9 protein-coding genes are annotated in these 12,125 nt (G+C 71.4%); 4 read left to right on the top strand and 5 right to left on the bottom strand.

Going from position 1 to position 12,125, the window contains the following annotated elements; all coding sequences use genetic code 11:
- Window positions 1-145 precede the first annotated feature (145 nt).
- The 3 genes from otsB to LUU90_RS20290 all read left to right on the top strand — a co-directional run bounded on the left by otsB (window position 146) and on the right by LUU90_RS20290 (window position 5,222).
- Window positions 146-2,476, top strand: coding sequence for a trehalose-phosphatase (gene otsB / locus LUU90_RS20300; protein WP_275005695.1), 2,331 nt, complete (start codon window positions 146-148; stop codon window positions 2,474-2,476).
- A gap of 198 nt (window positions 2,477-2,674) precedes the next feature.
- A complete protein-coding gene (locus LUU90_RS20295) occupies window positions 2,675-3,790 on the top strand; it encodes an ABC transporter ATP-binding protein (protein ID WP_275005693.1) in 1,116 nt (371 codons plus the stop codon).
- Window positions 3,791-3,977: 187 nt separating this feature from the next.
- Window positions 3,978-5,222, top strand: a complete 1,245-nt coding sequence (locus LUU90_RS20290) for a DUF4032 domain-containing protein (RefSeq protein ID WP_275005692.1) — start codon at window positions 3,978-3,980, stop codon at window positions 5,220-5,222.
- On the opposite strand, the gene rlmB is transcribed toward LUU90_RS20290, so the two are convergent.
- From rlmB to LUU90_RS20265, 5 genes are all read right to left on the bottom strand, one after another.
- The gene (rlmB, locus tag LUU90_RS20285; protein WP_275005690.1) at window positions 5,219-6,199 is read right to left on the bottom strand and encodes a 23S rRNA (guanosine(2251)-2'-O)-methyltransferase RlmB; all 981 of its coding nucleotides are present in this window, start codon (window positions 6,197-6,199) and stop codon (window positions 5,219-5,221) included. The two genes, LUU90_RS20290 and rlmB, sit on opposite strands and share 4 nt — an antisense overlap.
- Window positions 6,200-6,294: 95 nt before the next feature.
- A complete protein-coding gene (gene cysS / locus LUU90_RS20280) occupies window positions 6,295-7,722 on the bottom strand; it encodes a cysteine--tRNA ligase (protein WP_275005689.1) in 1,428 nt (475 codons plus the stop codon).
- Window positions 7,719-7,994, bottom strand: coding sequence for a hypothetical protein (locus LUU90_RS20275; protein WP_275005687.1), 276 nt, complete (start codon window positions 7,992-7,994; stop codon window positions 7,719-7,721). The genes cysS and LUU90_RS20275 overlap by 4 nt, the downstream gene beginning before the upstream one ends.
- A 154-nt stretch (window positions 7,995-8,148) precedes the next feature.
- Entirely contained in the window at window positions 8,149-9,432 is a 1,284-nt protein-coding gene (locus LUU90_RS20270) for a low temperature requirement protein A (protein ID WP_275005685.1), read from the bottom strand.
- 9 nt (window positions 9,433-9,441) lie between these two features.
- Window positions 9,442-10,647, bottom strand: coding sequence for an alanine racemase (locus tag LUU90_RS20265; RefSeq protein ID WP_275005683.1), 1,206 nt, complete (start codon window positions 10,645-10,647; stop codon window positions 9,442-9,444).
- 131 nt (window positions 10,648-10,778) lie between these two features.
- Here LUU90_RS20265 and LUU90_RS20260 point away from each other — a divergent pair, with 131 nt between their 5' ends.
- Complete coding sequence (locus LUU90_RS20260; protein ID WP_275005681.1) at window positions 10,779-12,113, top strand: D-arabinono-1,4-lactone oxidase; 1,335 nt, start codon at window positions 10,779-10,781, stop codon at window positions 12,111-12,113.
- The last annotated feature ends 12 nt before the right edge of the window (window positions 12,114-12,125 follow it).

Genomic DNA, 12,125 nt, shown 5'->3' with positions numbered 1-12,125 from the left:
GTAGCCGTCGCGCGCTGGCGACGCCCGCCTATCTCCCGCGCGCGACCGGCGAGTGAACTGCCTGGTCGTTACCCTGAGCAGGCAAGAGGCGCCGCTACTCTTGGCACTGGACAGCGAGACTCTTCTACAACCAAGGAGCAGTACATTGCCGGGTAAAGACGGGTACGATCTGGTCGTCGTCGCGAACCGGCTGCCGGTTGACTTCTCGGTCGGCCCCGAGGGCGATCTCACCTGGCAGAGGTCCCCTGGCGGCCTGGTCACGGCACTGGAGCCGGTGATGCAGGAGGCCGACGGCGCCTGGGTGGGCTGGTCGGGCGCTCCCGACCTGGCCCACGAGCCGTTCGAGGCGGACGGCATGCTGCTGGTGCCGGTCACGCTCAATGCGATCGAGATCGAGCGCTACTACGAGGGCTTCTCGAACGCGACCCTCTGGCCGCTCTACCACGACGTCATCGCGCCGCCCGACTACCACCGCCAGTGGTGGGACGCGTACCGCCGGGTCAACCAGCGCTTCGCCGACGCCGCTGCCGAGCAGGCCGCCGAGGGTGGCGTCGTCTGGGTGCACGACTACCAGCTCCAGCTCGTCCCGCGCATGCTGCGCGACCTGCGCCCCGACCTCCGCATCGGGTTCTTCGACCACATCCCGTTCCCGCCCGTCGAGCTGTTCGCGCAGCTCCCGTGGCGCCGGCAGATCATCGACGGCCTGCTCGGGGCGGACCTCGTCGGCTTCCAGCGCAACGGTGACGCCGCGAACTTCGTCCGGTCCGCGCGCCGCCTGACGGGCTACACCACACGCGGCCCGGTCATCACGATCCCCGACGCCGACGGGCGCCCCGGCCGGCACGTCCGCGCTTCGTCGTTCCCCATCTCCATCGACTCCCACCGGTTCGACACCCTCGCCCGCACGCCCGAGGTGCAGGCCCGGGCCAAGGAGATCAAGGCGGACCTGGGCAACCCGGAGACCCTGATGCTGGGGGTCGACCGGCTCGACTACACCAAGGGCATCCGGCACCGCATCAAGGCGTACGGCGAGCTGCTCGACGACGGCCGGCTCGACGTCGAGCACGCCACCCTCGTGCAGGTGGCGAGCCCGAGCCGTGAGAACGTCGGTGCGTACCAGGAGCTCCGTGAGCACGTCGAGGTACTCGTCGGTCGGATCAACGGCGAGTACGGCGAGCTGGGCCACTCCGCCATCCACTACCTGCACCACTCGTACCCCCCGGAGGAGATGGCAGCCCTCTACCTGGCGGCCGACGTGCTGCTGGTGACCTCGCTGCGGGACGGCATGAACCTGGTGGCCAAGGAGTACATCGCCGCACGCTCCGACGAGCGCGGCGCGCTGGTGCTGAGCGAGTTCACCGGCGCAGCCGACGAGCTCTCCCCCGGACCCCTGCTGGTCAACCCGCACGACATCGACGGCATGAAGGACATCATCGTCGCCGCCGCGACCATGGACCCCAAGGAGCAGCGCCGCCGCATGCGGCGCCTGCGCCGCAAGGTCCTGGCCGACGACGTCGCCAAGTGGTCGGAGACCTTCCTCGGGGTGCTCACAGCCGTGCCCTCCCGGCCGCTCACCGTGGACCCGCGCGCCGCGGAACCCCGCCACCACAATCTCCGTGACGCACTGACGGCGTTCACCACGGTGCCGGACGGGGTGCCCGCACGCGGCCGGCTCGCCCGCATGGGCAACGGGAACGGACGGCGCAAGAAGCCGACCACCGGCTGGCTGCTCGCGTGCGACTTCGACGGGACGCTCGCGCCCCTGGTCGACGACCCGAAGTCGTCCACCATGACGCGCGCCGCACGCGCTGCCGTCGAGCAGCTGCACGCGCTCGCACAGGAGGCGCCGGTGCGCCTCGCGTTCATCTCCGGGCGGGACCTGTCCGACCTCGCGGAGCGGACCGTCGCCCCCGACGGCACGTTCCTCGTCGGCAGCCACGGCGCGGAGGCCGGGCGAGCCACCACCACGGGCGTCGAGCAGGTGCCGTTTCACCTGACCACCGTCCAGTCCGGCCAGCTCGACGCGCTCGTCGCGGGGTTCGAGTCGGCGGTCTCGGGCCGCGAGGGGGCATGGGTGCAGGTCAAGCCCGCCGCCGCCGTCGTGCACACCCGCCTGGCGAGTGTGGACGACGCCGCCGCCATCACGGTGGCCGCCGACGAGGTGGCCGCCAACCTGGGGCTGCCGGCCATGCACGGCAAGGACGTCGTCGAGGTGTCGGTGGTGCCGACCAGCAAGGGTGAGGCGCTGCGCCGGCTGCGGGGCACCGTCGCGGCCGAGCTGGGCGTGGAGAAGGTACGCGTCCTGTACGCCGGCGACGACACGACGGACGAGCACGCCTTCGGCGCTCTCGAGTCCGGCGACCTGTCGATCAAGGTGGGCACGGGCGACACCCTCGCCTCCCACCGCGTGCCCGACCCGGACGCGCTGGCCGCGGTCCTCGCCGGGCTCGCCCGCACCCTGCGGAGCAACGACTGAGCCGGAAGCGAACCGCAGGCTCAGGCGTCAGGCAGGCGAGGGCTGACCCGATCGTGACCTGGTCGATACCGCGGCCTTGACGAACCGGGGTACGATCGCGCTGCAACAGTGTCACCGCCGACACGTGAGTGGAAGCAACGGCACCCGACCACAACGGATCGTCCGGCACGTACCTGCCGGTGGAGGGATGTACTAGTCATGGCTACGGTCACTTTCGATCACGCGACTCGCGTCTACCCGGGCACTGAGCGCCCGGCCGTCGACCAGCTGAACCTGGAGATCGAGGACGGCGAGTTCCTCGTCCTCGTCGGCCCGTCCGGCTGCGGTAAGTCCACGTCGCTGCGCATGCTCGCCGGCCTCGAGGACGTCAACGGTGGGCACATCTTCATCGGTGACCGCGACGTCACCGACGTGCAGCCCAAGGACCGCGACATCGCGATGGTCTTCCAGAACTATGCCCTGTACCCCCACATGTCGGTGGCGGACAACATGGGCTTCGCCCTGAAGATCGCGGGCACGCCCAAGGCGGAGATCCGCCAGCGCGTCGAGGAAGCAGCGAAGATCCTCGACCTCACCGAGTACCTCGACCGCAAGCCGAAGGCCCTCTCGGGTGGTCAGCGTCAGCGTGTCGCCATGGGCCGTGCCATCGTGCGTCAGCCCCAGGTGTTCCTCATGGACGAGCCGCTGTCGAACCTTGACGCCAAGCTCCGTGTCCAGACCCGTACGCAGATCGCGTCGCTGCAGCGTCGCCTGGGCGTCACCACGGTCTACGTGACCCACGACCAGACCGAGGCGCTCACCATGGGTGACCGCATCGCCGTGCTGAACCACGGTGTGCTCCAGCAGGTCGGCACGCCGCGCGAGATGTACGACCGGCCGAACAACGTGTTCGTCGCCGGCTTCATCGGCTCCCCCGCCATGAACATCGGCACGTTCGATGTCAAGGAGGGCGTCGTCAAGGTCGGTTCGGCCGACGTCCCGCTCGAGCGTTCCATCGCGAGCGGCATGACGGACGCCGACAGCGGCAAGGTGACCCTGGGCTTCCGGCCCGAGGCGCTCGACGTCGTCCCGGTCGGCACGCCCGGCTCGTTCGACGTCGAGGTCAACCTCGTCGAGGAGCTCGGCTCGGACGCGTTCGTCTACGGCACGCTCAAGGGCGACACGGACCTGAACCTCACCGCCGGTGAGACCAACCAGCTCATCGTGCGCATCGACCCGCGGTCCGTGCCGGACAAGGGCGACGTCATCGCCGTCTCCATCCAGGCCGGCCACTCGCACGTGTTCTCCGCGACCACGGGTGAGCGCCTCGGCTGATCCCTTCGACTGATCCCCCGGCTCGCCGGGAGAACGGTTACCTCCTCGGGGTGTGTTGCTGTGCGTGGACAATGTCCATGCACAGCAACACACCCCGCAGGCCTTTCATCACTCCGCCCCGCGGAGATCCTCGGCCGCTCCCCTGCCCTGCGCGGACGGGCGGCCGACACAGCGCAGAATGGTGCCCATGACCCAGCAGAAACTCCAGATCACCGCGGTCGCACCTGACCCGGCCCTGCTGGACCTCCCGTGGGACGTACCGCTGGCCGAGTGGCCCGACGAGGTCCTGGCCGCGCTGCCCCAGGGCATCTCGCGGCACGTGGTCCGCTTCGTCAACCACGGTGGCCGCGTGATCGCGATCAAGGAGATCGGCGAGACCGTCGCCTACCGCGAGTACGAGCTCCTGCGCCAGCTGCACCGCATCGAGGTGCCCTCGGTGGTCCCGGTAGGAGTCATCACCGGCCGTCGGGCGCCCGACGGCGAGCGGCTCGAAGCCGTGCTCGTCACCGAGCACCTGCAGTTCTCCCTGCCGTACCGCGCGCTGTTCAGCCAGGACCTGCGTCCCGACACCGCGACCCGCCTCATCGACGCCCTCGCCGTGCTCCTGGTGCGCCTTCACCTCGTGGGCTTCTACTGGGGCGACGTCTCGCTGTCCAACACCCTGTTCCGGCGTGACGCCGAGACGTTCGCGGCCTACCTCGTCGACGCCGAGACCGGTGATATCCATCGCACACTGACCAACGGCCAGCGCAACTACGACGTCGACCTGGCGCGCACCAACATCATCGGCGAGCTCATGGACCTCTCGGCGGGCGAGCTGCTCGACGAGGACGTCGACGAGGTGGCCATCGGTGACGCCCTCGTGGAGCGCTACAACGAGCTGTGGGACGCCCTCACCGGCTCCGAGGCGTTCGACTCCGACGACCGCTGGCGGGTCGCCGCCCGGATCGAGCGGCTCAACGACCTCGGCTTCGACGTGGGCGAGCTGGAGATCACGACCGACATCGACGGCACCAGGGTGCGCATCCAACCCAAGGTGGTCGACGCCGGGCACCACTCCCGTCGGCTGCTGCGGCTCACCGGTCTGGACGTGCAGGAGAACCAGGCCCGTCGCATGCTCAACGACCTCGACAGCTACCGCGCGGCGATGGACCGGCAGAACGACCAGGAACAGATCGTCGCGCACGCCTGGGTACGCCAGGTGTTCCGTCCCACGATCGACGCCGTGCCCCGCGAGCTACGCCGCAAGCTGGAGCCGGCGCAGCTGTTCCACGAGATCCTCGACCACCGCTGGTTCATCTCGCAGCAGGCGCAGCGGGACATCCCGATGCCGGAGGCCGCCGCGTCCTACGTGGAGAACGTGCTGCGGCACCGCCCCGACGAGGACGCCGTGCTCGGCCTCGCACCGGGCGAGGCCGAGCCGGAGTACTAGGCGGCCGGGGTCGAGCGCTGCTTGGCGACCTCGTACAGGGTGATCCCTGCCGCGACCGCCGCGTTCAGCGACTCGGTGGAGGTGGCGATCGGGATCGACACGATCGCGTCGCACGTCTCGCGCACCAGGCGGGACAGACCCTTGCCCTCCGAGCCGACGACCAGCACGAGCGGGTCGGTGGCGTACGCGAGCTCGCCCACCTGCATGTCGCCCCCGGCATCGAGCCCGACGACGAAGCAGCCGGTCTTCTTCAGCTCGGCGAGCTCGCGGGCCAGGTTCGTCGCACGCGCCACGGGGACACGGGCTGCCGCGCCCGCCGAGACCTTCCAGGCCGACGCCGTCACGCCCGCGGCGCGGCGCTCGGGCACCAGCACACCGTGCGCGCCGAACGCGCCGGCGGACCGGAGCACCGCGCCGAGGTTGCGCGGGTCGGTGATGTTGTCGAGCGCCACGATCAGCGGCGGCTCGCCGGCCTCGGCCGCGGCGTCGAGCAGGTCCTCGGCGTCCTTGTAGTCGTACGGCGGCACCTTCATGGCGACGCCCTGGTGCACCGCACCCTCGGTGATCTTGTCGAGGTCGAGCCGTGAGGCCTCGAACATCGGGAGGCTGCGCGTGTGCGCGATCTCCAGGATCTCCTGGGTGCGGTCGTCCGAATCCAGGTGCGTGGCAAGGTAGATGCCCTCGGCGGGCATCTCGGCGCGGAGCGCCTCCAGCACCGCGTTACGGCCGGTGACGACCTCAGTCGCCCCGGCGGTCTTACGGCTCGCGCCGCGACCACCCGGCCGCCGTCCGGCCGCCGCGCGCTTCTCCGCCGCCAGCTTGCGCTCATGCGCCGGATGGTAGGTCCGGTCCTCCGCCTTGGGCGTCGGGCCCTTGCCCTGCAGCGCCTTGCGGCTGTGTCCGCCGGTGCCTACCTGGGCGCCCTTCTTGGAGCCTGCCTTGCGTACCGCACCGGCGCGCTTCGAGTTTCCTGCCATGGTGTGTCTCGTCTCTCAGCCGGTGGTCGAGCTTGTCGCGACCACCGCGGGTTCGGTCGAGGTGGTCTCGACAAGCTCGACCACCAGGGAAAAGATCAGGAGAGCGCCCAGCGGGCGCCGTCGGCGGAGTCCTGGACCTCGATGCCGGCGGCCGCGAGGCGGTCCCGGATCGCGTCCGACGTGGCCCAGTCCTTCGCGGCACGCGCCTCGGCACGAGCCTTGAGCTCCGCCGTGACGAGCCCGTCGAGCGCCGCCGCGTACCGGTCGTCGGTCGACGTCGCCCACTGCGGGTCCGCCGGGTCGAGCCCCAGCACATCGAGCATCGCACGCAATGTCACCAGCTCGGTACGCACGGCGGCGTCATCCCCGGAGGCGAGGGCGGTGTTCCCCGCCCTCAGGTGCTCGTGCACGACGGCGAGCGCCTGCGGCACGTTGAGGTCGTCGTCCATGGCGTTCGCGAACGCCTCGGGGACCTCGGCCTTGGCGACCTCCTCCGCCGGGACGTCGCCGACCCGCTCCGACGCGCGCGCCACGAAGCCCGACAGGCGCTCCCAGGTGGTGCGTGCCTCGTCGAGGGTGTCGGGCGCCCACTCGAGCATCGACCGGTACTGCACGGCCGCCAGCGCGTAGCGCACCACGGGCGCGGGCGCCTCGTTCAGCAGCTCGCTGACGAGCAGACCGTTACCCAGGGACTTCGACATCTTCACGCCCGACTGCGTGACCCACGCGACATGCATCCAGCGCTGCGCGAACCCGTAGCCCGCGGCCCGCGACTGCGCCTGCTCGTTCTCGTGGTGCGGGAACCGCAGGTCGAGGCCGCCGCCGTGGATGTCGAACGTCTCACCGAGATAGCGGCGAGCCATCGCGGAGCACTCCAGGTGCCAGCCGGGCCGACCGCGCCCGTACGGCGTGTCCCACGCAGCCGACTCGGGCTCGCCCGGCTTGGGTGCCTTCCACAGCGCGAAGTCGTGCGGGTTCTTCTTGGCGTCGCTCGCCGAGCCGGTGGCCGCCTCCGTACCCTCCTCGGGGCTGAGGTCCTCGACCTTCTGCCGCGTGAGCTCCCCGTAGGCGGGCCACGAGTGGACGTCGAACCAGACGTTGCCCTCGCCGGTGCTGTAGGCGTGCCCCTTCTGGACCAGGCGCTCCATGAGCGCGACCATCTCGGGCACGCTGCCGGTGGCACGCGGCTCGTAGGTGGGCGGGAGGACTCCGAGCGCGTCGTACGCCTGGGTGAACACCCGCTCGTACAGGGCGGCGTGCGCCCACCACTCACGGCCGGCGGCGGCGGACTTCGCCAGCACCTTGTCGTCGATGTCGGTGACGTTCCGGATCAGCGTGACCTTCAGGCCCCGCCGGGTCAGCCAGCGCCGGAGCACGTCGAACGCGACGGCCGGGCGGAGGTGGCCCACGTGCGGAGGTGCCTGCACCGTGGCACCACACAGGTAGATGCCGACCTCGCCCGGTGTGATGGGGTCGAAGTCGCGCACCTCGCGCGTGGCGGTGTCAAACAGGCGAATGGTCACCTGTCAAGGGTACCGGCGCTTCCGGTTCCCGCTTCGACAATTGTCCTGGCTCGCTCGAGCGTCTGCCGCATCCCCCAACCGTTGGCCCGACTGCGGTGCCAGCCCGCCGGTGCCCAGTACACGCGGGCCATTCCGCGGTGCTCGAGCTCGAACGACTCGGTGACGTCCGTACCGCCGTCCGCGGGGACCAGCCGGTAGCGCCAGTTGTTCAGGCGCTTGCCGCCCAGGTACACCGTGAAGCCGAAGTCACGGCCGGGCTCGCAGTGGGTCACCTTGCACTGTCTCGGGGCTCAGCTCACCCACCCGGGTGACGTCGCTGACCAGGTCCCGGACCACGTCCGGAGGGGCGTACATGTGCACCGTCACCGCTGCTCGCACGGGGGCAGGCTACTGCCTCGGCGTCAGTAGCCCGTCGGCTCCCCGGTTCTACTCGGCGGTGGCCTCCCCCGCGCTCCGCTCGGACGGCTCCTGCGCGAGCAGGCGGGCGACGTGCCGGTGCCCGCGCACCTCGTAGCCGACCACGGAGACCGCCGGGGCGAGCATCACCAGGAGCAGCGCCCAGGCCATGCCGGCTCCTGCCGCCGCGGCGGCGACGGAAGCAACGAGGACCACCACGGTGACGACGACGACGAGCAGGTGCAACCGGTCGAACGACCGGGTCAGGAACCAGAACAGCAGGTAGTCCGCCAGGACGAACACGAGCACCGGCACCGCCACGGCCAGGACGGTGCCGACGGCGCCGACATGAGAGTGCCCCTCCAGGTAGTACGCCGCCACGTGCAGGCCAGCGCCCACCCCGGCGAGGGCCGCGAACACCACGATGCTCCCGTACCCCCAGACGAACGACCGCTCGCGATGCCTGTGCAGCATCTCGGCGTGCGGCGTGAGGTAGTACGTCCACCACAGCCCGAACGTCAGGGCGGTGCCCGCGAACGCGACGAGGGCGGCGTCGAGCGTCCAGCCTGAGTCGTGGACGACGGCGGACAGCGTCGCGACGGTACCGATCACACCCTCGCCGAGCGTGATGATGGCCAGCAGCCCGTACCGCTCGGCCATGTGGTGGGCGTGCCACGGGGTGCTCCGCTGGCCGGGCCCCTCGGTACGGAACCGTTCCGCGAGCCACGGGCCGAGCATCTCTGCGGACCCGAGCAGCGCCCCGGCCACGAAGAAGACGGGCACGCTTACCGGTGCGACCGCAAGGATCACCCAGCCGACCTGGGTGACGAGGAGCGTCCGGGCGTACGCCAGGCAGGTGGCCCGGTACTCCGGCGCCTGCCTGGCGGCACGGAGCCACTGCACGAGCATGGCCAGGCGCATCACGACGTACCCGGCGACCATGACCTCGTTGTCGACGCGCTCGCCCTCCACCACCGACCCGAACATCTCCGGCAGACCGAGCGCGAGCACCACCACGCCGATCATCTGGACCATCGTGGTGACGCGGTAGAACCAGTCGTCGGTGTCGAACGCCGAGGCGAACCACGAGAAGTTGATCCAGGCCCAGCAGATGGCGAACATCGAGAACGCGAAGCCGATCACGCCCGCGGCCGCGTGGCCCTCGGCGATCAGGTGGGCACCCTGCTCTCCCGCCACGCCGAACCCGACGACGAATGCCAGGTCGAACAGCAGCTCCAGCGGTGTCGCGGTGCGGACCGGCTCGTGCGGGTCGCGTCCCGTCATCGGGCGGGTGCGGTGGTGTGTGACGGGCATGGCCCAGTTCTACCCGAAGTTCTTGCGCTCGCCCCGGTACGTCGGCACCGTCTCGACGATCGTGTCGCCCCGCACGAGGTGCACCCGGTCGAACCGCTCCATCATCTCGCCCGCCTTGGCGTGCCGGAGCCAGACCCGGTCCCCGGTGCGCAGCCTGCCGTCCGGCGCCGGCCCGCGGGCCACCCGCAGCGGCGTCTGGACCTCCCCGGCACCCTCGGGGCCGCTCAGCGCATAGCCGGGCGTGAAGAGCCGGGGCAGCCGTGCGGCACCCGCCTTGCCCGACGCCGCGTACCCGCCCGCGAAGGCGGTCACCCAGCCGGGCGCGGGCTCGCGCACGACGTCGAGCCCGAAGAACGACGCCGGACGAGCCTGGAACGAGCGGTAGCCGTCGAACAGGCCGGGCGTGTACAGGCCGGAGCCCGCGGTGACCTCGGTGACGCCCGGTGCGCCACCGCTCACCTCGATCGACCCGGTGCCACCCGCGTTGACGAGCTCCACCTCCTGCCCGACGGCGGCCCGCACCGCGGCGAGGATCCGCACCCGGCGCTCGTTCACCTCGCGCATCGACAGCCGCTTGACCAGCCGGACGGCAGGGCTGGTGTCCGGCAGGCCCGCCACCTGGGCCTCGTAGAACATGAGGCCGCGCACCGCCAGGCCTCTCGCCTGGGCCACCGTCGCGAGGGCGGCGACATCACCGGGCTCGCGCAGCGGCGAGCGCCGCACCCCGAGGTGGGCGGTCAGCGCACCGGCGCCGACCCGCAGCGAGCAGTCGACGTCCAGGCAGACCCGGATCGGACCCGCCGCACCGTCGGGCGCAGGTCCGGCGGCGTCCGCGATCAGGCCGAGATGGACGACGTCGTCGACCATCAGGGTGATCTCCTCGCGGGCCGTCGCGTCGGCCGCCAGGCTGGCGAGGGCCGCCCTGTCCACCGTCGGATAGCCGACCAGCACATCCCGCACACCCTCGCTGACCAGCCACAACGCTTCGCGCAGCGAGTACGCCATGACGCCGGCGAACCCGTGCCCGACGGCGCGGGCGACGAGCGAGCGGACACGCACCGACTTCGACGCGACGCGCACCGGCACGCCGTCGGCGCGCTTGAGGAGGTCGCGCGCATTGGCGTCGAACACGTCAAGGTCCACGACGGCGAGGGGCGCGGGCAGGCCGGACGTGGCGGCGGACAGCCGCGCGACGGTGTCTGCTGCGGAGCTCATGACCGCACGCTACTCCTCCGGCCCTCTGCGTGGCTCGGCCCGTGCCGACCGTCCGGGTCCTCGATCCAGCACCCGGGCAGGCGCCGGACCAGGCCCTGGTTCGCCGCGCGGGGCCGTGGGATAGTGCTCCGGTGATCTGGACGAACTGGGCACGCAACGTCAGCGTGACGCCCGTGCGGCAGGAACAGCCGGCCTCGGCGGACGAGCTGTCCGACGCCGTGCGCCGCGCCGTCAAGGAGGGCCACACCGTCCGCGTGGTCGGCGGCGGGCACTCGTTCATGCCGGCGGCCGCCACCGAGGGCGTGCAGCTCAGCCTGGATCGCCTGAACGCCCTGCACCGGGTGGAGCGCGACCCCGACACCGGGCACGCGCTGGTGACGGTGGGCGCCGGCATGCGCCTGCACCAGCTCAACCAGATCCTCGCCGAGCGCGGGCTCGCCATGCAGAACCTCGGCGACATCGACCGGCAGTCGATCGCCGGCGCGATCTCCACGGGCACGCACGGCACCGGCGCCCGGTTCGGCGGCCTCGCCACCCGCGTGCGCGCGCTGACCGTGGTGGGTCCTGACGGCGACGTCACGCACGCGACGCCGACCGAGCACCACGACCTGTTCGAGGCGTCCCGGCTCGGCCTGGGCGCCACGGGGGTGCTGAGCACCGTGACGATCGAGGCGGTGCCCGCCTTCGACCTGCATGCCGTCGAGGAGCCCTGGGCGCTGGACCGCGTGCTGGAAGGACTCCACGACCTGGTCGCGGACCACGACCACTTCGAGTTCTACTGGTTCCCCACCACGCGCCGGGCGCTCACACTGCGCAACACGCGCGTCGACGCCGGGACGAGCGCCGGTTCCGGTCTCGTGCACCGCGCCCGCAAGGCCGCCGGGGCCGCACGCTCCTTCCTCGACGAGGAGGTGCTGTCCAACGGCCTCTTCGAGGCGGTGAACCGGGTGGCGACGGTGCTGCCCGCGGCGACCCCGACCCTCAACGCCGTGGCGGCCCGCGCACTGAGCGCCCGCCGGTACACGGCGCCGTCGCACGAGGTGTTCTGCACCAACCGCCGGGTGCGGTTCCGGGAGATGGAGTACGCGGTGCCCCGCGACGCCGTCGTCGGTGTGCTGGGCGAGCTCGACGCGTGGCAGCGGTCCACCGGTGAGAACGTCCCGTTCCCTGTCGAGGTGCGCTTCGCCCCCGCCGACGACGTCTGGCTGTCCACCGCGTACGGCCGCGAGACCGCGTACGTCGCGGTGCACCAGTACTGGCGCCTGCCGTACGCGCGGTACTTCGACGCCGCCGAGCGGATCTTCACCGCGGTGGGCGGGCGGCCCCACTGGGGCAAGCTGCACACCCGCGACGCCGAGTACCTCGCCGGCCAGTACCAGCGGCTCGGGGACTTCCGCCGGGCGCGCGCGGCCGCGGACCCGGAGGGCGTGTTCGCGAACCCCTACACGCGGCGGGTCTTCGGCTGACCGTGCGGCCGG

This window comes from Promicromonospora iranensis, from assembly GCF_028994775.1.
GTDB lineage: Bacteria > Actinomycetota > Actinomycetes > Actinomycetales > Cellulomonadaceae > Promicromonospora > Promicromonospora iranensis_A.
This window is presented reverse-complemented; position numbering and strand designations above follow the sequence as displayed.

Coding starts and splice junctions, on each gene's coding strand:
- rlmB (WP_275005690.1), bottom strand. CDS start 6,199: ATGGCAGGAAACTCGAAGCGCGCCGGTGCGGTACGCAAGGCAGGCTCC.
- LUU90_RS20295 (WP_275005693.1), top strand. CDS start 2,675: ATGGCTACGGTCACTTTCGATCACGCGACTCGCGTCTACCCGGGCACT.
- LUU90_RS20270 (WP_275005685.1), bottom strand. CDS start 9,432: ATGCCCGTCACACACCACCGCACCCGCCCGATGACGGGACGCGACCCG.
- LUU90_RS20265 (WP_275005683.1), bottom strand. CDS start 10,647: ATGAGCTCCGCAGCAGACACCGTCGCGCGGCTGTCCGCCGCCACGTCC.
- LUU90_RS20290 (WP_275005692.1), top strand. CDS start 3,978: ATGACCCAGCAGAAACTCCAGATCACCGCGGTCGCACCTGACCCGGCC.